This window comes from Lysobacter sp. 22409, from assembly GCF_052045105.1.
Classification (GTDB): Bacteria; Pseudomonadota; Gammaproteobacteria; order Xanthomonadales; family Xanthomonadaceae; genus Lysobacter; species Lysobacter antibioticus_B.
Genome location: NZ_JBQEOE010000013.1, coordinates 38934 through 61352 on the forward strand (window position 1 = coordinate 38934; position 22419 = coordinate 61352).

20 protein-coding genes are annotated in these 22419 nt (G+C 66.9%); 12 read left to right on the forward strand and 8 right to left on the reverse strand.

All coding sequences use genetic code 11. From position 1 onward, the window contains the following. Positions 1–30: 30 nt before the first annotated feature. The 4 genes from ACTJJK_RS08890 to ACTJJK_RS08905 form a co-directional block, all read right to left on the reverse strand. Positions 31–489: a hypothetical protein gene (locus ACTJJK_RS08890; RefSeq protein WP_051884957.1), complete on the reverse strand. Its 459-nt coding sequence runs from the start codon at positions 487–489 to the stop codon at positions 31–33. Then, positions 486–1031 (reverse strand): hypothetical protein, encoded by a 546-nt coding sequence (locus tag ACTJJK_RS08895; protein WP_031372045.1) that lies wholly within the window; start codon positions 1029–1031, stop codon positions 486–488. The genes ACTJJK_RS08890 and ACTJJK_RS08895 overlap by 4 nt, the downstream gene beginning before the upstream one ends. Positions 1032–1033: 2 nt before the next feature. After that, positions 1034–1396 carry a hypothetical protein gene (locus ACTJJK_RS08900; RefSeq protein ID WP_031372044.1) on the reverse strand — a complete coding sequence of 121 codons (363 nt, stop codon included), beginning with the start codon at positions 1394–1396 and terminating at the stop codon, positions 1034–1036. A 165-nt stretch (positions 1397–1561) separates the two neighbouring features. Further along, complete coding sequence (locus tag ACTJJK_RS08905) at positions 1562–2998, reverse strand: Do family serine endopeptidase (protein WP_031372043.1); 1437 nt, start codon at positions 2996–2998, stop codon at positions 1562–1564. 834 nt (positions 2999–3832) lie between these two features. On the opposite strand from ACTJJK_RS08905, the gene ACTJJK_RS08910 reads away from it, so the two are divergent. The 8 genes from ACTJJK_RS08910 to ACTJJK_RS08945 all read left to right on the forward strand — a co-directional run bounded on the left by ACTJJK_RS08910 (position 3833) and on the right by ACTJJK_RS08945 (position 13319). After that, positions 3833–5986 carry an adenosylcobalamin-dependent ribonucleoside-diphosphate reductase gene (locus ACTJJK_RS08910; RefSeq protein ID WP_057916717.1) on the forward strand — a complete coding sequence of 718 codons (2154 nt, stop codon included), beginning with the start codon at positions 3833–3835 and terminating at the stop codon, positions 5984–5986. 270 nt (positions 5987–6256) lie between these two features. Then, a complete protein-coding gene (locus tag ACTJJK_RS08915) occupies positions 6257–6808 on the forward strand; it encodes a hypothetical protein (protein ID WP_031372041.1) in 552 nt (183 codons plus the stop codon). A 154-nt stretch (positions 6809–6962) separates the two neighbouring features. Next, positions 6963–7754, forward strand: a complete 792-nt coding sequence (locus ACTJJK_RS08920) for a TSCPD domain-containing protein (RefSeq protein WP_223621736.1) — start codon at positions 6963–6965, stop codon at positions 7752–7754. 588 nt (positions 7755–8342) lie between these two features. After that, positions 8343–9602, forward strand: coding sequence for a delta-60 repeat domain-containing protein (locus ACTJJK_RS08925; RefSeq protein WP_440730003.1), 1260 nt, complete (start codon positions 8343–8345; stop codon positions 9600–9602). A 484-nt stretch (positions 9603–10086) separates the two neighbouring features. Next, positions 10087–11025, forward strand: coding sequence for a DUF6910 family protein (locus tag ACTJJK_RS08930; protein WP_440730004.1), 939 nt, complete (start codon positions 10087–10089; stop codon positions 11023–11025). 6 nt (positions 11026–11031) lie between these two features. After that, positions 11032–11220, forward strand: a complete 189-nt coding sequence (locus tag ACTJJK_RS08935; protein ID WP_223621739.1) for a hypothetical protein — start codon at positions 11032–11034, stop codon at positions 11218–11220. A gap of 151 nt (positions 11221–11371) precedes the next feature. After that, positions 11372–12592, forward strand: a complete 1221-nt coding sequence (locus ACTJJK_RS08940) for a helix-turn-helix domain-containing protein (protein WP_440730005.1) — start codon at positions 11372–11374, stop codon at positions 12590–12592. A 46-nt stretch (positions 12593–12638) separates the two neighbouring features. Beyond that, a complete protein-coding gene (locus tag ACTJJK_RS08945) occupies positions 12639–13319 on the forward strand; it encodes a Vgb family protein (protein ID WP_051884953.1) in 681 nt (226 codons plus the stop codon). Positions 13320–13415: 96 nt separating this feature from the next. Here the strand turns inward: ACTJJK_RS08945 and ACTJJK_RS08950 are convergent, their stop codons facing one another. Continuing rightward, positions 13416–13562: a hypothetical protein gene (locus ACTJJK_RS08950; protein ID WP_440730006.1), complete on the reverse strand. Its 147-nt coding sequence runs from the start codon at positions 13560–13562 to the stop codon at positions 13416–13418. Between the two features lie 43 nt (positions 13563–13605). Here ACTJJK_RS08950 and ACTJJK_RS08955 point away from each other — a divergent pair, with 43 nt between their 5' ends. The 3 genes from ACTJJK_RS08955 to ACTJJK_RS08965 all read left to right on the forward strand — a co-directional run bounded on the left by ACTJJK_RS08955 (position 13606) and on the right by ACTJJK_RS08965 (position 17177). Next, on the forward strand, positions 13606–14394 hold the full coding sequence (locus tag ACTJJK_RS08955) for a DUF899 domain-containing protein (RefSeq protein WP_440730007.1): 789 nt from the start codon (positions 13606–13608) through the stop codon (positions 14392–14394). Between the two features lie 901 nt (positions 14395–15295). Next, positions 15296–16108: a hypothetical protein gene (locus tag ACTJJK_RS08960; RefSeq protein ID WP_031372033.1), complete on the forward strand. Its 813-nt coding sequence runs from the start codon at positions 15296–15298 to the stop codon at positions 16106–16108. A 256-nt stretch (positions 16109–16364) separates the two neighbouring features. Beyond that, on the forward strand, positions 16365–17177 hold the full coding sequence (locus ACTJJK_RS08965; RefSeq protein ID WP_440730008.1) for a hypothetical protein: 813 nt from the start codon (positions 16365–16367) through the stop codon (positions 17175–17177). Positions 17178–17370: 193 nt separating this feature from the next. Here ACTJJK_RS08965 and ACTJJK_RS08970 read toward each other — a convergent pair whose 3' ends face one another. Further along, positions 17371–17874, reverse strand: coding sequence for a hypothetical protein (locus ACTJJK_RS08970; RefSeq protein WP_031372031.1), 504 nt, complete (start codon positions 17872–17874; stop codon positions 17371–17373). Positions 17875–18223: 349 nt separating this feature from the next. Here ACTJJK_RS08970 and ACTJJK_RS08975 point away from each other — a divergent pair, with 349 nt between their 5' ends. Next, a complete protein-coding gene (locus tag ACTJJK_RS08975; protein WP_440730009.1) occupies positions 18224–18778 on the forward strand; it encodes a hypothetical protein in 555 nt (184 codons plus the stop codon). Between the two features lie 164 nt (positions 18779–18942). Here the strand turns inward: ACTJJK_RS08975 and glsA are convergent, their stop codons facing one another. Next, positions 18943–19998: a glutaminase A gene (gene glsA / locus ACTJJK_RS08980; protein WP_440730010.1), complete on the reverse strand. Its 1056-nt coding sequence runs from the start codon at positions 19996–19998 to the stop codon at positions 18943–18945. Positions 19999–20261: 263 nt separating this feature from the next. After that, a complete protein-coding gene (locus ACTJJK_RS08985) occupies positions 20262–22256 on the reverse strand; it encodes a sulfatase-like hydrolase/transferase (protein WP_440730011.1) in 1995 nt (664 codons plus the stop codon). Positions 22257–22419 lie beyond the last annotated feature (163 nt).

Sequence of the window (22419 nt, forward strand, 5' to 3'; positions counted from 1 at the left end):
GCGCGGCAGGCGGTTGCGGTGCGGAGGTGCTCAAGGCTCGATCGATTCGGTGCGGTCGTTGCGCGCACTGTGCGCCGTCGTCCGCGGCGGCGCCACTGTCGTCAGCCCGGGCGCGACCGCGCCGCTGGCTTCGGCGACGGCCTCGGCGTTGTCGGCGGCGTGTCCGGCCTGGCCGGCGGCATGCCCGGCCTCACCGGCGGCCCTGGCTGCCTGGTCGGCCGCGCTCTGTGCGCTGCTGCCGGCGAACAGGCCCGACAGCATGGTGACGATCTGCATCAGGTTGCTGCTCTTGGCCGCGATCTTGGCCGGCTCGGCGCGCCCCATCAAAAAGCCGCTGACTAGGCCGGCGACGACGATCCGCCCGGGCGTCCAGGCCTCGTGCCAACGCGCCTTGAGCAAGGCCTTGCGTTCGAGCGCCTGCTCGTAGCGGCCTTCGAGCAGGTGTTCGCGTTTGTGCACGCGTCGTTGCAGTCGTTCGAACCGGCTCATGGCGCCTTCCCGTCGTCCTTGCCGTGATAGCGGGCCGCGTGACCGGCGTCGGCGGCCAGATGCGCCTGCAGTTCCTCGTCGTCGAGGTCGCCCATGCCCAGGCGCCGCAATTGGCGCCGGGTGGCGTGCAGGCGGGTGAACTCGAAGTAATGCAGCGCCTGCCAGACCCCGACTGCGGTCACCACCAGGCTCAAACCGGCCGCGGCCAACATCGAGGCCAACCACGACCAGCCCAGCACGCCCTGCAGCAGCGCGATCAGCGCCGCCATCAACAGCAGCCAGGACGAGGCGCCGAACACGATCGCCACGCTGACCCAGAGCAGGGCGCGGCCGAGCGCGCTGCGGGCGAGGGCGAAGTCGGCGATCAACAGACCGCGCAGGGCGCGGCCGGTGTCGATCGCCGCCGACAGGCCTTCGCGGCCGGCGTCGCGGATCTCGCGGTACGAGTCCTCGATCGACGGCCCCCGGCCCCGCCCGGCAGCGTCGGGGCTGTCGTCGCCGCCCGAAGCGGAGTCCGGACCGCTGCGGCTGGGGTCGCTCACGCTTACTTGTCGCTGCCGCGGGCGAGCTTGGCGATGATGAAGCCGGCCGCGAAGGCGACGCCGAACGAAGCCAGCGGCCGTTCGCGCACGAGTTCGGCGGCGCTTTCGATCAGGTCGCGGCCCTTGTCCATGAGTGCATCGACCTGCTCGCGCGCGGCGCCGCCGGCATGTTCGGCGGCGGCGATGCCGGCCAGCGCGCTGTCGGCGAGGTCGGACTTCACATTGGCCTTGCCGAGCTTGAGCTCCTCGCCCGCGACGCCGGCGGCGCTGCGGATGGCTTCGCCTGCGTCGCTGGCGGCCTGCTTGAGGTGGGTGCCGGCCTGGCCGAGGTTGGTCTTGATGGCGTCGGTCGAAGTGGGGGTCATCGTGGTGTTCCTCCGTGCTGCATGGATGAACCGCTGAACGAGTCCAGGGTTCGAGCGGGCCGTCGACGTGCCGGGCGGTCCCGGCCCTCGGCGGCATTGATCGGATCGCGCCGCGGTGCGACGCGCATTCATGCCGATGGCAACGGCGCAGGATGCCCCGCGACGTTACTGCATCTGCAGATCGCCGCGACGATTGCCGCGCACGATTCGCAATACCAACTGTGCCGGAGCCCGCGTGAAGCTCGCGCGGAAACCCGGAAGATCGTCGAACTGACCGCTGGTGGCGGCCACGATGACGTCATCCTTGCGCAGATCGTTCTTTTCGGCGCGGCTGCCGCGGGCCACGCTTTCGACCACCACCCCGGAGAAACCGGACTGGCGCAGGCGTTCGGGCAGCTCGGCGAAGGTCGCGCCGCCCAGGCGCGGATCGAGTTCGGCGCCGGCGAGCGCCTTGGCCTGTTCGCGCAGGCTTGCGGTGAGCTGCAGCGGCTGGCCGTCGCGCAGCACTTCCAAGGCGATCTTGCTGCCGATCGCCTGCAGGCCTTCGAAATTGCGCAACGCGTCGCGGCCGTCGACGCGCTGGCCGTTGGCGGTCAGGATCACGTCGCCGGGCTTGAGGCCCGCGGCGGCCGCGGCGCTGCCGGCGAACACGCGCGAGACCAGAGCGCCGCGCGGTTCGCCGAGCTTGAGGCCGGCGGCGAGCTGCGGGGTCACGTCCTGCGATTCCAGGCCGAGGCTGCCGCGGCGCACGACGCCGTTGTTGGCGATCAGCTGGTCCTTGATGTTGCGCGCCAGGTTGGCCGGGATCGCGAAGCCCAGGCCGATGTTGCCGGCCATGCTGCCCTGCGGGTTGAAGCTGGCGGTGTTGATGCCGATCAGTTCGCCGTTGAGGTTGACCAGCGCGCCGCCCGAATTGCCCGGGTTGATCGAGGCGTCGGTCTGGATGAAGTTCTGGTAGCCCAGGCCGCGCAGGCCGCTGCGGCCGACCGCCGAGACGATGCCCGAGGTCACGGTCTGGCCGATGCCGAAGGGGTTGCCGACCGCGACCACGAAATCGCCGACCCGCAGCGCGTCCGAGTCGGCCAGGCTGATCGCGCTGAGGTTCTGCGCCGGCACCCGCATCAGGGCGATGTCGGTGTCGGGGTCGGAACCGACGAAGTCGGCCTTGATGGTGCGGCCGTCGGCCAAGGTCACCGAGACCTCGTCGGCGCCTTCGATGACGTGGTGGTTGGTCAGCACGTAGCCGTTCTTGGCGTCGATGATCACGCCCGAGCCCAGCGATTCGTTGATCCGCTCCTGTGGGATGTTCGGGAACATGCGGCGGAAGAACGGGTCGTTGGCGAAGGGGTTGCGGATGCGCACGGTCTGTTTGGTGTGCACGCTGACCACCGCCGGGGTGACCCGCTGCAGCATTGGCGCCAGCGACGGCACCGGCTGGCCGCCGACCGAGGCCGGCAACGCGCCCGCGGTCGGCAGCGGCAGGGCCGCGGCGGCCGGCGACGCCTGGGCCGGCGTTTGCAGCCCCTCGCGGATCGCGGTGGCGGCGAAGCCGCCGAAGGCGGCGGCGAGGGCAAGGGTCAGCAGGGTCGGCAAGGGGCGCATCGAGTCGCTGTTCCGGTCAACGGTGGAAGGGAAAGAGGGCAGAACCCAGATCGTGGCGCTGCCGCGGGCGATCAAGCCCGCGCGCCGGCAGGGGCGCCGGCAGGAGCTTGGACCGCGTCGGAGCGATCTCGTTCAGTGTCGCGGCCAGTGTCGGAGAATGCGAATAAATAGCCGATGAAGTACCCGCGCGTATCGTGTCGCCACGGCGTCCGCGCGGACGCCGCGCCGGGTCGCGCCGAAATTGGAATGCGTGACCGCGCCAACACCGACAAAGCGTGATAGCCATCAAAAAGCCGTTGACTTCCAGAAACACCGGGCGTAGCTTGAAGTCTCTGCGACGCCACAACATCTAGTGGTCGGCTTCGTGGAAGGAGCCCAAGCATAGGGGTTCAGCTTGGGTCGGTCGGTGCGTAGCCTTGATAGCGAGCGGGCGCATGACGGGAACAGGCGCGAACCGCAAAGACCAGCCAAATACCGCACGTGGCGCGTAATCAACGCGAACGCGTGCGTCGCCGTCGGCGGGGGGCTGGCGGCGGCTCCGAGACCCGGTTCCGGCCCGCCGGCGCCAGGCGGCAATAACCGCAACATCCCGCAACACGCTGTACACGCGCGACTCGATAGATACATGGATCAGCTGACGGCAGTAGAGCGAACGCAACGCCCCGGTTACCGATTCGACCCAGGTCTCGACGAAGACCCGTTCCACCCGCAACACGCACCACCTCAGACAGACACCGGCTTTAGATAAACCCCGGTTACCACGTACAAAAAGAAACCACCGATGGCGGGCGCAACCGAACGGCCCGCCGTCAAGATTCAGGAGACGAAACAGGCATGAGCACGGTGCGCCTCGAGGCGGTCAAGAACGCGGTGGCAGATAAAGACATCGCCCTGCAACCCGCGTCCCAGGATATCTGGGACAAGAAATACCGCCTCAAGACCAAGAGCGGCGAAGCGGTCGATAGCGATATCGACGCCACCTACCAGCGCGTCGCGCGCGCCCTGGCCGACGCCGAGCCCAGCGCCGAGAAGCAGCAGTACTGGTACGAGCGTTTCGTCTGGGCGCTGCGCCGCGGCGCCATCCCGGCCGGCCGCATCACCTCCAACGCCGGCGCGCTGGAGCACAAGCCCGCCACCTCGACGATCAACTGCACCGTCTCGGGCACCATCGAAGACTCGATGGACGGCATCCTCGAGAAGGTCCACGAAGCCGGCCTGACCCTCAAGGCGGGCTGCGGCATCGGCTACGAATTCAGCACCCTGCGTCCGCGCGGCGCCTTCGTCGCCGGCGCCGGCGCCTACACCTCCGGTCCGATGTCCTTCATGGATATCTACGACAAGATGTGTTTCACCGTGTCCTCGGCCGGCGGCCGCCGCGGCGCCCAGATGGGCACCTTCGACGTCAGCCACCCGGACGTGAAGGACTTCATCCGCGCCAAGCGCGAAGACGGCCGCCTGCGCCAGTTCAACCTGTCGCTGCTGATCACCGACGGCTTCATGGAGGCGGTCAAGACCGACGCCGACTGGCCGCTGGTGTTCCCGGTCAACATCAAGGAACAGGGCGACGTCGACCTGGAAGACCCGAACCAGGTCGTCTGGCGCGACTGGCCGACCACCCGCAACTACGTGGTCCGCGAGGACGGCTTGGTCGCGTGCAAGATTTACGGCCACATCCGCGCCCGCCACCTGTGGGACATGATCATGGTCTCGACGTACGACTACGCCGAGCCCGGGTTCATCCTGATCGACCGCGTCAACGAGATGAACAACAACTGGTGGTGCGAGACCATCCGCGCGACCAACCCCTGCGGCGAGCAACCGTTGCCGCCGTACGGCGCCTGCCTGCTGGGCTCGGTCAACCTGACCAAGTTCGTCCGCAACGCCTTCACCGATCGGGCCGAGTTCGATTGGGAGGAATACAAGGAAGTCGTGCGCGTGTTCACCCGCATGCTCGACAACGTGGTCGAGGTCAACGGCCTGCCGCTGGAACAGCAGCGCGCCGAGATCATGCGCAAGCGCCGCCACGGCATGGGCTTCCTCGGCCTGGGCAGCACCGTGACCATGCTGCGCATGAAGTACGGTTCGGCCGAGTCCTGCGAGTTCACCGACCGCATCGCCCGCGAAATGGCCGTGGCCGGTTGGGAAATGGGCCTGGCCCTGTCCAAGGAGAAGGGCCCGGCCCCGATCATGGAAGAGCGCTTCGCCGTCACCGCCGAGATGCTGCGCAAGCGCCCGGAGATGAAGGCCGACGGCTGGAAGATCGGCCAGGAGATCCCGGGCAAGGTCCTGCATGCCAAGTACTCGCGCTATATGCAGCGGGTGGCCGGCGTGGCCCCGGAGCTGGTCGAGGAACTGGCCGACATCGGCGCCCGCTTCACCCACCACAGCTCGATCGCCCCGACCGGCACCATTTCCCTGTCGCTGGCCAACAACGCCTCCAACGGCATCGAGCCCTCGTTCGCCCACCACTACAGCCGCAACGTCATCCGCGAAGGCAAGAAGTCCAAGGAAAAGGTCGACGTCTATTCCTTCGAGCTGCTGGCCTACCGCGAGCTGATCAACGCCAAGGCGATGCCGTTCAGCGAGGAAGCCGAGGCCAAGCTGCCCGACTACTTCATTTCTGCCGACGACATCACCCCGAAGGAGCACGTCGACGTCCAGGCGGCCGCGCAGAAGTGGGTCGACAGCTCGATTTCCAAGACCGCGAACGTCCCCACGGACTACCCGTACGAGGACTTCAAGGACATCTACCGCTACGCCCACGAGCAGGGCCTCAAGGGCTGCACCACCTTCCGCTTCAACCCGGCCGCCTTCCAGGGCGTGCTGGTCAAGGAAGCCGACCTGGAAAACACCACCTACCGCTTCGAGCTCGAAGACGGCAGCGTGCTGGAGGTCAAGGGCAACGAGCAGATCGAGTATGACGGCGAGATGCACACCGCCGCGAACCTGTTCGACGCGCTCAAGGAAGGCTATTACGGCAAGTTCTGATCGGCGCACTTGAGCGCCCGCCCGGTCCGCCGGGCGCGCGCGGCAAGTCAGTACGATCACGCAGTACGGGCACGGCGGCCGTTACGCCGGACGCGGAATTCAGGCCGATTCCGTGTTCATCCGCCAGGTTTTGCCGCGACGGCCTCGGGCGCTGAAGACCGACCCCTGTCTACGCCCGCGCAGCAGGTATAGCATCGCTCCGGCAAGACCCCGATTACACGTACCGCGTACGTACCGCCCATTAGAAAAAACGCCCACGAGGAGGGCACCATGAGCAACGGTAATGGAGTGACGGCGACCCTGACCCAGGCCGCCGAGAACGTCAAAGAAACGGCGTCCAACATCGGCAGCGCCATCGCCAACCGCGCCGAGGAAGCCGTGGCTTCGGTCAAGAAGACCGCGACCAAGGCCCGCAAGGCCGCCAAGAAGGCCGTCGGTACGGCCAAGAAGAAGCTCGCGACCGCCAGCGCCAAGGCCAAGAAGGAAGCGACCGCGCTGAAGGCCAAGGCCACCGGCAAGAAGCCGGCCAAGAAGGCTGCGAAGAAGGCCGCCAAGAAAGCGACCAAGAAAGCCACGGCCAAGAAAGCCGTGAAGAAGGCCGCAAAGAAGGCGACCAAGGCGGTCAAGAAGGTAGCGAAGAAGGCGGCCAAGGCCGTCAAGAAGGCGACCGCCAAGAAGGCTCCGGCGAAGAAGGCCGCGGCCAAGAAGGCGCCGGCCAAGAAAGCTGCAGTGAAGAAGGCCGCCAAGAAGGCTGCGGTAAAGAAGACCGCGAAGAAGGCGCCGGCGAAGAAGGCCGCCAAGAAAGCCGCGAAGAAGCGTTGATCGATAGGCGCCTCGCGTTTCCGCCCTCTCCCGCGCCGCGGGAGAGGGTCGGGGCGACGGCCGCCGGCCGGAACCGTCCGGTCCCCTAAGTATCCGCGTCACCCGTTCAGCGCCACCACACAAGAACAAGCACGAAGCACCAGGAGTCGGGCCCATGGCCGTCAAGATCGAAAAGAAAATCAAGGGCTACAGCGTCGTCAGCCTGGAAGACAAGACCAAGGAAGCCGCGAAGGCCTCCGCAGCCAGCGCCGCCGCGGCCGCCAAGGCCGACGAACTGCCGGTCGCCGACGTCATCCAGATGCACGAGCGCATCGAGCGCCCCGAGATCCTGATCGGCTCCACCTACAAGATCAAATCGCCGCTGTTCGAGCACGCCTTGTACGTCACCATCAACGACATCGTCCTCAACGCCGGCACCGAGCACGAGTCGCGCCGTCCCTTCGAGATCTTCATCAACTCGAAGAACATGGACCACTTCCAGTGGATCGTCGCGCTGACCCGCATCATGTCCGCCGTGTTCCGCAAGGGCGGCGACGTGACCTTCCTGGTCGACGAAATGAAGGCCGTGTTCGACCCGCGCGGCGGTTATTTCAAGGCCGGCGGCGTCTACATGCCGTCTCTGGTCGCTGAGATGGGCGCCATCGTCGAGGACCACCTCAAGTCGATCGGCATGATCCACGACCCGGAAATGAGCGACGCCCAGCGCGCCCTCATCGCCGAAAAGCGCGCCGCCTACGAGCAGCGCGGCTCAAAAAAAAACTCTGACGTAATCCCGGCCGCCGCATCCGCGGCCGTCGAGTCGCGCAGCGAAGACGTCGCCGTGACCGGCGAAGGCGCCTCCTTCCCGCCGACCGCGACCCTGTGCCACAAGTGCAGCACCAAGGCTCTGGTCCTGATGGACGGCTGCGCGACCTGCTTGAATTGTGGGTATTCGAAGTGCGGGTGAGGGTGGCCTGGCTCGCGACGAAGTGCATCTGATATGCGCGAGCCTTAAGCCGCTGTGGGGACCCAGAAGTCGCTAATACGGTTGCCTAGAAGTTGCCAGTACCTGTGGGGCTCTCCGGAGCCCCACTCTTTTTTGACGAACTGCTTCTGCCTAAAGCGGACTACGGTGGCTACGAAAGATTGGGTTCAGTGCACCCAAGCGTTGGGTGGTCGCTGTCTCCGGAACGTCTCAACGACGGAGACTTGCCTGGGGCACACTTAGCAACGGGGTATCCGGTGAATGTCGCGCAGAGCCTGGAGCCAGTTCGGCATCGCATACATAAGCATGTTCTGAACCGGGAAACAGGGGCAGTAAAAGGGCAGTGCGACTACGGGAACGGACCGTCAATGCGAGAGATCAATCCACGCCGCGCTGCACGGCTATTTGCGCGATACCTGTAATCAAGCACGGATACCTTTGGCAAGCAGCGCCGCCTCGCAGCCGCCTGCAATATCTTGCGCACTCGTCACACCGCCGCTGTACGGCAGGCGGCGGTGTATGAGTTGAGCCAAGAATGGATTCAATCGCAGTCAACAAGGAGAGTCAGCAGTGATCAGCGACACGATGAAGATATCGTTTGGCATGGCCATCAGCGCCATCAGCGCACTTGCAACACCCGCACAGGCCGCATCGCTGGACCCCACGTTCGGTTCGGCAGGCATCACCTCCACCGCATTCGGCAACTACAGCGCTGCCGCCCGGGTGGTCATCCAGCCGGACGGACGGATCGTCACCGCCGGCCAGACCGCCCTCGGCGAGTTCGCACTCGCGCGTTATACGACCAGTGGTGCGCTGGATACGAGCTTCAATGGCACCGGCAAGGTCACCACCACGCCATCGGGTAGCTGCCCGGGACAGGCGCGCGCACTCGCCCTGCAGGCGGACGGCAAGATCGTCGTTGCGGGTACCTCGTGTCCGAACTTCACGTCCACCCGCAACTTCACCGTCTATCGCTACAACACGGATGGTTCGCTGGACACCACTTTCGGCAGCTCGGGCAAGGCGACCGTCAATTTCTACGCGGGCGCTTCGGAAGCCAACGCCGTTGCCGTACAGGGCAGCTCGATCTGGGTTGCGGGCTATGCCGGTTCCGGCTTTGCGCTGGCGCGTCTTACCAGCGGCGGGACCTTGGATTACAGCTTCGGCAGCGGTTCCGGCACCGTCACCTCGACGGTGGGTACCAGCTCTGCCTTCGCCAACAGCCTGGTCGTCCAGGCGGATGGCAAACCCGTGTTGGCCGGCTACGCGTCGAGCGGCGGCACCGTCTTCGCGTTGACGCGGTACACCACGAATGGCGCGCTGGACACTACGTTCGGCACCGGCGGTAAAGTCCTGACCAATGTGGACGGCACTTCCACCGGCAACTCCGCCATCGCCACTTCGCTGGCGATTCAAAGCAATGGCAACATCGTCGCTGCTGGTTACGCGAAAAGCACGAGCGCCGGCTACTACCGATTTGCTGCCGTTCGTTACACGAGCACCGGCGCGCTGGACAGCTACTTTGGATCCGGCACCGGCAAGGTCCTTACCGCTATCGGCAGCGGCGATGCGATCGGCAGCGATGTCGCCATCGACGCCAACGGGGGAATCATTGTCGGCGGCTACTCCAAGGCGGGCAGCTACCGCCAGTTGACCTTGAATCGTTACGACCCGTACGGCAACCAGGACACCGGCTTCGGGCCCGTCGCCACCAGCGTCGGCAGCGCGAATGCCGCTGTTCAAGGGCTCGCCCTGCAAGGCGACGGCAAAATCGTAGTAGCGGGCTATGGCAACTCGCCAGCGACCTTCGCCGTTGCGCGTTATCAATAAGCGGCCGCTCGAGATTGCCAGCTTCGACGGCAGCATGAGGAACGGTCCCTCTCGCCCGGTGCGGGGAGAGGGGTCTTCCCGGGAAAACCTATATCTGTGTGTGCGCCCCCGAAGGCGCTAGTTGGGCGTACGGCCGTTGTTGGTAACCAGATGGGGCTCTGTGGAGCCCCATTTCCTTTTCCGGCACACGGCTTGCGGCCGAGAGCAGCTTCGCAAGTCCCGGTTTGTCCCGCCATGTCGAAGGCATCATTCGGCAACCGAAGTCGATTCCGGATTGCTCAGATCCCCATAGGCTGGAGCGTGGCTAAGGCGTACCGCAGAACCGACGGTGCCTGTCTTCCTAGCCTCCTCATTTCCGGGGTGAGAGAAGCGGGTGCGTCGGTCCAGCGACGTATCATGGCCGTTACGCAGCGGGGCATTGGCCAACCAGGGCCGCCCACGACCCTGAGTGGACATAATGCGAAATCTCGTATTCCCTCCAGCAATGATCCTCTCGACGCTAGTTCGCTCCCTGGAAATCGACCCGGCCTCGCATCCCCGGGGACAGCCGCATATCAGCTCGGCCAGCGGCCTGACGATCGTGGGCGATTGGTTCTACATCGTCGCCGACGACGAGCATCACCTGGTCGCGTTGCGAAGCGCCGATGTAGAGGCCGGAGCGTTGCGGATGTTGCCGCTGCTGGACGCGCCGCTGCCGACGGATCCCGCGGAGCGGAAGCGCCATAAGAGAGACCTGGAGGCGCTCTTCCATGTGCCGGGGGACGAGGGCCGTGCGCCGATGTTGATTGCCTGGGGCTCCGGTTCGCGCGCGCAACGCGACTTCGCCTATGTCGTCGGCCTTGCCGCGAGCGGCAGCGTTGAGGGCGCCGTGCGAGCGGTTTCCCTGGCGCGACTGCATGAGGTGCTGCGCCGTCATGTCGGAGAGTTGAACATCGAGGCCGGGCTGGTGCAGGGCGATGACTTGTGCTTGTTCAGCCGGGCGAACCGGAGCGCGCCGGTGAACGGATGCTTTCGCCTCGACCTGGGCCTGGCGATCGATTTTCTACTGGCCGATGAGGGCGCGGCAGAGGTGCCGCCGGTGCGTTTTGCCGAACTCGATCTGGGCCGGATAGGCGAGGTACCTATCGGCATTACCGATGCGACTCCTCTCAAGGACGGCGGCTGGTTGCTCAGCGCCGTGGCGGAAAATACCTCGAATGCCTACGACGACGGTCGATGCGCCGGGGCCGTGTTGGTGGCCTGCGAGCCGAGCGGCAAGGTGGCGTGGACGGGCCAGTTGGACGGCGGCTTCAAGGTGGAGGGAATCGCTTTCGACGAACAAGGCAGGCTCTGGCTGACGACCGATGCCGACGACCCCGGCGTGCCATCAGGGCTCCGCCGTCTGCGATGGCCTCCACCCGGGTACCCTGCGCAGGCGCGGTAGCCATTGATGGGCGAGGTCGCAGCCGCCTGGCGGGATCGCGCTATCCGTGGCTCGATGCTTCTCGCCAAGTCGCGCGAGTCCAAGCTGTACTGGGTTTCGTCGCTCGCCATCGTCAACTACCACGTCGGCGTTTTCCTGCTCGGGGCCGTGGCGGTCGGGTTTTTCCTGTTGCCGAAGCTTGCCAGTAGCGTCTGACGGATCAGTGTCGATGCCGTGGCCGCGCACCAGTGGGAGATTCATGGTGCAGTCCGCTGCTGACGCGGTCATAGGGCCAATTTCGAACTGCCGGCTCCCCGCACCGAAACAGTCACAAACGCCGGAGACTGCCGCGAGGTAGCCTGTCCCCATGGATTCCCTGATCGCCGCCTCCGCACGCGCACTCGCCGCCGGCGATGCGCTAGGTGCGCTCAAGCGGGTCGCGCTGCGCGACGATCCGCCGGCCTTGGCCTTGCGCGGCATCGCCATGGCTCAGCTCGGGGATCATCCGCGCGCCCGCGAGCTGTTGCGGCGTGCGGTGCGCGGTTTCGGCAGTCACGAGGAATTGGCGCGGGCGCGTTGCGTCGTGGCCGAGGCCGAGGTGGCGCTGGCGATGCGCGATCTCGGCGGTTCGCCGCGGGCCTTGACCGCCGCGGCGGCGACCTTGGAGGCGCGGGCCGATCGCGCCAATGCGCTGCAGGCGTGGTTGATCGCGGCGCGCCGTTTGTTGTTGCTCGGTCGGCTCGATGAGGCCGCGGCTGCGTTGGCGAAGCTCGATGCGCAGCCTTTGCCGGCGTCGCTTACGGCGATGGCCGAGCTGACTTCCGCCGAGTTGTCGCTACGTTCGTTGCATACCGAGGTCGCGCGCGCGGCGCTCGATCGCGCGCAGGCGGCCGCAGCTCGCGCCGGCGTGCCGGCGTTGTCGGCCGAGGTGGCCGAGGCGCGGCGGGCGCTCGACCGTCCCGCCGCTCGCCGGCTTTCCGCCGATGGCGAGCAGGCGCTGCGCCTCGACGAAGTGGCCGCGCTGATGGACTCGGATGCGCTGGTGGTCGACGCTTGCCGTCGCGGCATTCGTGCCGGCGGGTCGTGGCAAGCGCTGACGCGGCGGCCGGTGTTGTTCGCCTTGGCGCTCGCGCTCGCTGAGGCCTGGCCGGGCGATGTCGAGCGGGAAGTCCTGATCGAGCGTGCATTCCGCACGCGCCGTCCCGACGAGACCCACCGCGCGCGGCTGCGTGTCGAGATCGGCCGCTTGCGTTCGCTGATCGGCCGCTTCGCGCAGATCGAGGCGAGCGCGCGCGGCTTCGTCCTCAAGCCGCACGAGGGGCGCGCCGTCGTCGTGCTGGCGCCGCCGATCGACGGCGAGCAGGCCTCGCTGGTGGCGCTGCTTTCCGATGGCGCGGCCTGGTCGACTTCGGCCCTGTCGCTGGCGCTGGGCGCCAGTCAGCGCACCGTCCAGCGTGCGCTGGCCGAGCTCGAAGCCGCCGGACGGGTGCGTTCGATCGGCCGCGCGCGGGCGCAACGTTGGTTGGCGCCGCCCTTGGCGGGATTCACGACGATCTTGTTACTCCCGGCCGCGCTGCCGATTGAATAGAGTCGTTTCCAGGCGCCGACCCGACTTGCGCCACGAGGAGCCAGCGATGAGCAGCAACGCAAACAAACCAGGCAGCCGCCCGGCCACCACGCGTGCAGCGCAGGTCGTGCGCGAGTACGGGCCGTTCGGCGGCACCGAGCGGGTAGGCGGCGTGACCTACGACGGCCGCCGGGTATGGGCCGCGACCGGGGCCAAGTTGGTCGCTTTCGACCCGGCCAGCGGCGAGCCCATGGACTCGCTCGACGTCGCCTGCGATGCAGGCACGGCCTTCGATGGCACCTACCTGTACCAGATCGCCGAGGCCCGCATCGACAAGATCGAGCCCGCCACGGGCAAGGTGGTGGCCTCGATTCCGGCGCCGGGCAACGGCGGCGATTCGGGGCTCACCTGGGCCGAGGGCAGCCTGTGGGTGGGCCAGTACCGCGATCGCAAGATCCACCAGGTCGACCCGCAAACCGGTGCGGTGATTCGTTCGATCGAGTCCAATCGCTTCGTCACCGGCGTGACCTGGGTCGACGGCGAGCTGTGGCATGCCACCTGGGAAGGCGACGACAGTGAGCTTCGCCGCATCGACCCCGCCGACGGCACGGTGCTGGAGTGCCTGGAGCTGCCGCCGGGCGTCAACGTCAGCGGGCTCGAGTCCGATGGCGCAGACCTGTTCTATTGCGGCGGCGGAGGCAGCGGAAAAGTCCGCGCCGTGCGACGTCCGGGACGCGCCGCGGCCTGATCGCAGGCCGCTCGTCCGCCGTCGCGACAGGCGGCGGACAGCGAAGCGACATCGCTCGCTTGGCCTGTCTCGAGCACGGGGCAGCGTCCGAGCTCTTCAGCCGACGCCGAAGCGAAGCTTGCCGACGAACTCAGCGCACAGGCCGAACACGCCTGTGCCGATGGATGCGTTCGCCTCGACGATCGAGTACCCGACGCAACCGCCACGCCTCGCGGGGTGAGCGGTGCGTTGATCGAAATCCACGCCATTTCAACATCATTCGGCTCATCGAGCCTGGGAGCACGCCATGAACACCGTCACTGCCGAATTGAATGCCCTCCATCACCCCGTCGTATCCAGGGATCGCTGGACGGCCGAACGCATGAAGTTGCTGGCGCGCGAGAAAGAACTGACGCGCCTCGGCGACGAGATCGCCGTCGCGCGACGCGCGCTGCCCTGGGTGCGCGTCGACAAGGACTATGTCTTCGACACCTTGCAAGGCCCGCGCAGCCTCGCCGAACTGTTCGACGGCCGCCGTCAGTTGTTGGTGCAGCACTTCATGTTCGCGCCGGGTTGGGAGCAGGGCTGCAAGAGCTGTTCCTACATGGCCGACCATAACGACGGCGCCAATCCGCATCTGGCACAGCGCGACGTCAGCCTGGTGGTCGTCTCGCGCGCGCCGCTGGCCGATATCGAACGCTTCCGTCAGCGCATGGGCTGGAAATTTTCCTGGGTGTCGTCGCACGGCAACGACTTCAATCATGATTTCGGCGTCAGCTTCACCGCCGAGGAAGTCGCAAGCGGCGAGGTGCCCTACAACTACGCCGTGCAAGCGTTCCCGCACGTGGAAGCGCCCGGCGTTAGCGTGTTCTACAAGGACGAGGCGGGCGAGGTCTTCCATACTTATTCCCGGTTCGGGCGCGGCGTGGAGGTGATGATGGGCGCCTATCCGCTGATCGATCTCACGCCCAAGGGCCGCAACGAAGAGGCGTTGAGCTATCCGATGGAATGGGTGCGGCACCACGACCGCTATGAGCCTGCATCCGCGGCAACGCCGACGGCCGCGCCCGGTTCGTGCTGCCGGACGCACGACTGAACCCGCCGGACTGAGCCCGCCGATCTGGTTTCGAGGAAGGCGTCATGGCGAGTCTGTGGCCGTGGATGGTGATCGCCGGGCTCGGCGCCCTGCACGGGTTGAGCCCGGCGACCGGTTGGATGTTCGCCGCCGCTTGCGGCGTGCGCGACAGGACCCAGGTCTGGCGCGCGCTGTTGCCCATCGCGATCGGCCACGTGCTGTCGATCGCGATCGTGGCCTATGCGTTCGCGCAGGGGCTGCAGATGGATCGTGCGCAAGTCCAGGGCGTCGCCGGCGCCCTGCTGCTGTGCGTGGCCTCGTACCGGTGGCTGCGCGGCGCCCGACAGCGCGCGCCGCGCGACGTGCGTGTTGGTGGCGCCGGCATCGCGCTCTGGTCGTTCCTGATGGCGACCATGCACGGCAGCGGCTTGATGCTGGTGCCGGCCTTGGTGCCGATGTGTTTGTCCGGCAGTCCGGCGCGTGAGATCACCGCCTCGGGTTCGATGATTCTTGCGCTCGCCGCCGTCGCGGTGCACATGGCCGCGACCCTGGCCACCACCGGCGTCATCGCCGCTGCGGTGTCGNTTGCCGCGCAGGCCCATCGTCTGAGCGGAGCGGCGGCCAGCCGGGCCTGGTCCGCAGTCCTGGCCATCACCGGCGTGCTGTTGATCGTGTTGCGCTGATTCGGGCATACGCGCTGCAGCTTTCCCGGCAACTGCTGCGCAGCGCTGATTTCACAACGCGACGGCCTCTGCGTTTCTACCGAGCGAGCCCGTGTCGTCGCGCGACTCCGTATTCCAATCCCTCGATGATGGGACGGTGCGACGGCGGCCGCTTCGGATCGCTGCGCACCGTGAGAGCGATGTGCCCTGTGCGGCATCCGGTTTCGATCGCCGATTCCACGCCCCGACAGGTAGCCATCATGAGCAGAATCATCTACACCGGTGCGCCGAACTATCCGCGCTGGAGCACCAACCAGCCGATTTTTCTCGGCGCGCAGTACCAGGCCGGACCGGTAGCGGTCCGCCAGATCGCCAACTTCGGCGCATCGGCGGTGGCCGCAATCCTCGGACCCGATCTGATCATGCCGGGGCAGCAGGGCAACAACGTGCCGACCGCCGGCGGTGCGCCGTGGGATCAGTTATTGGCCGGCGGGCCGCCGCTGACCTTCACCCAGGACAACGTTAACACCTGGATCCGCGGACACATGATCAACGGGCGTTGGGGCGGCCCGGGCAATACTTGGCAGAACCTGGTGCCGCTCACGACCGGGGCGAACGCCAACCACGCGACGGTCGAGGCCTATATGGACGCCTTCCTCGCCGCGAGTTACGCCTACGAGACCGGCGGTCAACGCGACGCCTGGTACGGCCTCTACTACTGCGTGCAAAGCTCGGTGAATCCGTTCTCGGATGCGACCACGACCAACAACCAGAACCTGTATTCCTATGCGCCCGAGTTCATCCGCATCCTTTGGCGCGCGGTGAGGATTCTGAAACCGGTCAACGTATCGACCGCGACGGCCGCGGCGAACATCGGTGCTTATCCGATGAATGCCGTGGCGGCTTTCCCGGCGGGTTTCGCGGTGCCGCCGCTGCCGAACGCGATGAACGGCACGGCGACGCTGCCTCCCGGCAATGCCGCCGGCGGCGCGGTGCTTGGCGCGGTGCCGGGCAACTTCCCCGCCGCGCAAGGGAACGGTTTCGACGGCGGCATCGAAGTCCACCAGAACTGAGTCGGTCGGCGTGCGAGGGCGGCGGCCACTCCGCTTTCCTGCGAAGGCGATCTCGTGAACGCAAAGCGCAGCCGAATCAGGACATCGCGTCCGATGCGGTGCGTATCCGGGCAGGCCATCGCCTCGCGACGGCCTTGCGTCCATCTGCGAGGGCTTGAAGCGATCTGCGCTGCGGACAGTCGCCCAACGTGGGAGTAACGTGTCGGTTGCGTATCCGGGTCCGATGCCCCGGGGCCATGACCGACAGGAAGCCCTCATGAGCAGGATCGTCTACACCGGTGCGCCCAACAACCCGCGTTGGAGCACCAACCAGCCCATCTTCGTCGCGACGCAATATCGGACCGGGCCGGTCGCGATCCGCCAAGCCGCGACTTTCGGCGCCACGTCGGCCACGGCCGTGCTCGGCCCCGATCTGATCATGCCCGGGCAGCAGGGCAACAACGTGCCGACCGCGGGCGGAGCGCCCTGGGACCAGTTGCTGGCCGGCGGGCCGCCGCTGACGTTTACCCAGGACAACCTCAACACTTGGATCCGCGCGCACATGCTCAACGGGCGCTGGGGCGGTGCCGGCAATAGTTGGCAGAACCTCGTGCCGCTGACTGCGCTGGCGCACGCGAATAAGGCGAGCGTCGAAGCCTATATGGACGCCTTTCTTGCCGCGAGTTATCACTACGAAGTCGGCGGCCAGCGCGACGCCTGGTACTGCCTCTATTGCTGCGTGCAGAGCTCGGCGAATCCGTTCTCGGATGCGGCTACGACCAACACGCAGAACCTGTATTCCTACGCGCCCCAATTCATTCGCATCCTCTGGCGCGCGGTGAGAATTTTGAAACCGGTCAACGTATCGACCGCGACGGCCGCAGCGAATCTCGGTACTTACCCGATGAGCGCGGTCGCGGCCTTTCCGGCGGGTTTCGTGGTGCCGTCACTGCCGAGCGCGATGAACGGCAAGGCGGCGCTGCCGCCGGGCAAGGTCGCCGGTGGTGCCGTGCTCGGCGCGCTCCCGGGCAACGTCCCGCCCGCGCAAGCGAACGGCTTCGATGGCGAGATCGAGATCCACCAGGCCTGAGCGAGCACGGTCGTCCGCGTAGACAGCGCCGCTGCAGCCCCTGCGTGGCGGTAATGACTCGGGCGGTGCGTTGTGTTGCAAAGGCTTCGCAACAACGATAGCGGAAACGAGCCGCGCACCGCGCGGGGCATCAAGGCGCGACTGGAATGCGCGCCCCTGGGTCAGATCCGGCCGGGCTTGGCCCGCGCCCGTTTCACTTCTTCTTTTTCTTCTTCGCCTTCGCCTTGCCTTTAGCCTTGGCCTTCTTCTGCGCTGCCTGTTTGGCGCGCACGCTTTCGATCTCCGCCGGCAGCTCGCGCTGCAGCAGGGAGAGAAACTCCGTTACCGGCTTGCTGTCGATCGGCTTGCCGTCCAGCGTGGTCGCGGTGACCCGGGTGGTGGTGCGCTTGATCGTGTCCGACAACAGCACCGACTTGGTCAGCGCCATGAACGCGACCCCGCGATAACGCAGGCTGTAGAGATCCATGATCTGCGCCCGGCCTTCGTACTCGACGCCGTGCGTGCGTACCGCGATCTGGCCGAGCGCGTTCCAGGTGTCGAGCTTGTCGGCCTCGATCAGGAACTCGCCGGGCGTGACGCTCGGCGGCAGCGGCGCTTCGATCGGCAGGGTCTTCTCGGGTGTGCGTTCATTCGGACCGGTGCGGCATCCGCCGAGCAGCAGCGCGAGCAGGCACAGGCAGGCGAGTTTTCTGGTCACGGCGTGGCATCCATCGAAGCAGACATCTGGTTTGCGCCTCCGTCAGTGAACGCAGGCCGAAGGCGGGCGGCGGCGCCTCCGGCGGGAAGCGAGGCGGCGACGATGCGAGCCTAATCGATCGACGAGCGGCATGTTTATGGCATGCGTTCGCGAATCCGGGGCAGTCGTCCGAGAGCGGGTCCGGCATCTCCGCCGGGGCGGTCATCCGAGAGCGGGTTCGGCATCTCTGCCGACCCAGGAGCGGCTGCTATGATCCGCGCGGGGATGCGGGGGCATCGGACGCCGAATACAGGCGTGAGTCCGCCGCGACATGGCCGACCCCGGGCCGAATCTTCGAACGAGGGACTGTATGAGCAAGGACGTTCTGTTTTCCTTGGTGTGGTTCGTCGCCGCGACGGCGTCGCCGTTTGCGATGGCGCAGCAGGTTGCTGAGACGGAGAGCCGATCGGCAGCTGTGGCCGCCGCCGAGGCAGCGGCCGAAGCCGCCGAAGCCGCGAGGGCCCACGCGACCGCGGCTGCCGACGCCAGCAACGCTTTGGCGTCGCGCCGCACTGTGCCGAAGTTGAACATCCGCTGGGACTGCGGCGAATGCGAGCACAACGACAAGGTGCCTCCGCTGATCGAGCAGGCCTACGTCGAACAAGCGAACGAGCGTTGGCTGAACGTATCGGAGACCGACGTGGCCGACGTCGCGATCATCGATATCCGCCAGCGCCCGCCCGGCGTGCGGGTGATGTTCGGGATCATGGCCGGCCGCGATCGGCTCGGCCTGCGCGTGCGCCATGCAGGCAAGGAGTTCGAAGTCTCCGACACCTCATCCAACATCGTCATGGGCCTAAACCATCTGTCGGCCTCGGTCGGCAAGAGCGTGTTCGAGGAGCTGGCGGCGGCGACGGAGAAGTAAATCCCGCCGCGACCCTTCCGATCATGATGATCGGCTATCGATGAATCGAACGAACGAAGAGCTCCCGCGGGAGCCCTTCGTTTTGCCGAGGGGCCTGCGGCGCCCTGCGCGTCGTCGACTAGTCGGCGCTCGGCGCGTCGGCCGAATGCTCGACGGCCGTCCGATCAATGCCCGGTTTCGAACACGCCGGCGCCGATCAGTTCGCGCACGATGGATTCGATCGCCTGTTGGCCTTTGACCGAGTTGCCGGCTTCGTCGAGCGGCGGGGCGAAGGTGGCGATGGCGAACTTGCCGGGCGCGACTGCGACGATGCCGCCGCCGACCCCGGACTTGGCCGGCAGGCCGACGTTCCAGGTCCAGGCGCCGGTGGTTTCGTACAGGCCGGTGGTCGACATCACCGCGAGCGTCCGCTCGGCGGTGTCGGAGCCGACGATGCGCTTGCCGGTGACCGGGTTGCTGCCGCCGTTGGCCAGGGTCGCGCCCATCACCGCCAGGTCCTTGGCGGTGACGTTGATCGAGCACTGGCGGGTGTAGAGGTCGAGCGCGACTTCCGGATCGCCGTCGAGCGTGCCGTAGCCTTTCAGCAGGCGCGCGATCGCGCGGTTGTGTTCGTTGCTGCCGGCTTCGGATTCATAGACGACTTGGTTGAGGCTGAGCGTGCGGCCGGCGTAGTCGTTCATCAGCTGCGAGATCGTCGCCCAGCGCGCCGCCGGTTCAGCCGGTTCGATCCAACTGTCGATGGCGATCGCGCCGGCGTTGACCAAGGGGTTCATCGCCGGCTTGGTCTGGGCGTGCGCTTCCAGCGCCAGGATGGAGTTGAACGGCATGCCGGTCTGGTTGACGCCGATCTTGTCTTCGAGCCACTGCTCGCCTTTCTTCTCGATCACCCAGGAGGCAGCGAAGGGCTTGGAGACCGATTCGATGGCGAATTCGACGCCGGCGTCGCCGATCGTGTAGACCTTGCCTTGCACCGTGACCACCGCGATGCCGAACAGGCCCGAGGGCACTTCGGCCAGGGCCGGGATGTAGTCGGCGTTCTTGCCCGCGGTGTTGTCCTTGGCCGCGGCATAGGCCTTATCGACCGCGGCTTTGATCCGCGCCTGCGACGGAATATCGGTCGCCGCCTGTGCCGACCACGGCCCGATCAGCAAGGCCAGCGCGCAGACGAGCGCGGTGCGGGTACGACGGGCGCGCGGTGCGGGGCGAGCGTAAGCGGTCATGCGGCTTCCTTGGGCTGAGCGATCGGAACGCGGCGACGCGGAGCCGGTGGCTCGGTCGGCACGTAGGCAGTGCGGGAGGGCGCGCCTCGCGCTTGCGGGCACGAGCCGGGGCCGCGCGGGCTGGGCACAGGGTAGTCGAACGGATCGGCCGCCGCGCGCTCGCCCACGCTAAGGCCGCTGCGTGTGGCCGCAGCGTGCCCGCCGCCGCGACGACGACCCGGCCCGGTCAGCGGGCCGGACCACACGGAAAGGAGAGCTGTCGCCTAGGCGACCGCTGCAGCCACGGTGTCCTGCTCGGGCGTGGACAGCATTTCCTTTTCGTAGCGTTGCATCAGCCGGTACAAGCGCTCGGCGGTGTCGACGATCTGCGCATCGGTGTACGGTGGCGGCAGCGCCGGGATCGGCGTCGGGAAGCGGGCATCGGTGACCAGCAGATTGGTCAGCTCGCAGCCGTCGTGTTCGAGATCGTAAAGCTCCCATTGATCGGCTTCGACACCGCTCGGGTCCCAATAGCGCGCCAGCTTCCACTCGCCCGAGCGCACGCAACGCACATGGTTGGGCTGGCGCACCGGCCCTGGGGCGAGCTGCGGCACCGGTCCGTTGTAGGGCAGCGGGCTGCTGCCGTCGCGTACCACCTCGACCATCTCGAGGAAGGTCTTGAACTCGCGGTCGGAATGCAGCTGATGCGGGTCGAGATGGCCGCGCAGGCGTTCGGTGATCTCGTCGTCGGTGGCGAACAGGATGCCTTCGCGCGGACGGCCGTCGGGCTCCTTCGGCACGGTTTCGCGGCCGTGGATCACCGCGCTCAGGTCGACCCCGGGGAACGGCGGCACCGGGCGCGTCTCGCGCAGGGTTTCGCGGATCTTCGCGACTTCTTCCTCGCCCACACCGGCCAGGCCGAGCAGGGTCGGCACGATGTCGACGTGGCTGGTCAGCGCATCGATCTGGCGCATGTCGGCCTGCGCATTGACCCGCGGCGAGTGGATCACCACCGGCACGTGCAGGGCTTCCTGATAGGCCGTATGCCATTTCTCGATCATGTAGCCGTGCGCGGCGCCGTACTCGCCATGGTCGGCCAGGAACACGACGATGGTGTTCTCGCGCTGTCCGGATTCGTCGAGCGCATCGAGTACCCGCTTGATGTGTCCGTCGACCAGGTGTTGCAGCCAAGCGTAGTACTGAACGAAGCGCAACGCGGCCTGTTCGGGGTCGCGGGTCAGCTGGAACGGAATGCCCGCGGCGAGTGCGGCGTTGACCGCGTCGAGGCCGGCCTGGTCCTGCGCGGCGAGCCCGCTCTTGGCGGCGAGGGCCAGCCCCATCTTGTAGGCGTAGTCGAACTGGCAGCTCGGCTTGTTGAGCAGCGCCTCGTCCATGCTCGGCGGCACGTTCGCATTGTCCTGCGGAAAGCCCTGCGGGTTGAGCTCGAACTGCAGGCTGCCGGCGGTCGGCGGGTTGCTGCGCGTGCCTTGCGCCGGCACCGGCAGCGGGCCGAGCGGCGGCGCGTTCGGGTCGAGCCCGCGCGGCAAACCCGGGTAGGTGGCGATGTCGTGCGGATTGGCGAACGAGGCGACCGCGAGCCAGGGCTTCGGATCGGTGCTCGGATCGGGCGATAGCGGATGGCTTTGATCGTGTTGCGCGAGTTTGCGGTTGTACGGCAGGCCCAGTCCCTGGCCGCGCAGGAAGCCGCAGACCAGGTCGCAGAAGCCGATGTCGCGGTAGGCGCCGAGGTTGTTGATGCTGGAACCGTGCGGCTCCGGCCAGGACAACTCCCAGTCGTCGAATCCGTACTCCTGCAGGCTGTGGCCGGGCGGATTGCTGACGTGCCACTTGCCGAAGTAATGGGTCTTGTAGCCGGCGCCGCGGAACCAGTGGCCGAGCGTCGGAATGCCGTCGGCGGCGAGCCAGGGAAACGCGGCGGCATCGCCGTTCTTGAACAAACCGTCGGTCTGGGTCACGCCGGTGCGCGCGCCGTATTGTCCGGTCATCAGCGCGGTGCGGCTGGGAATGCAGGCCGAGGACGCGATGGTGTGGCGGCGCAACACCACCGAGTGCTGGCGCAGCGACCACAGCCCGGGAAAGAATTCGCGATAGGCGTTGTCGGCTTCGGGTTCGCCCTGGAAGCCCACGATCTCCTTCAGGCCCGGCGCGAAGCCGCCATCGGGGCCATAAGCGAAGCGCGGGAAGCGCAACTGGTCGACCAGAATGACGAGCAGGTTCGGCGGGCCGGGCGGGGTAGGCGGGGTAGGCGACTGGGGCATGACGTCCTCGTGGCGCTTGCGGATGGCGGGAGGGACGCCCGGGTCGGGTCGATTCGAGCGGTCGCGTGCTGCGGCGGCGACATAAGCAACAGACGCGGCTCGCGGTCCACGGCGGCCATCGCGCGCTTTATCGCCGCGGAGAGTGTGGCGACGGTCACAACAC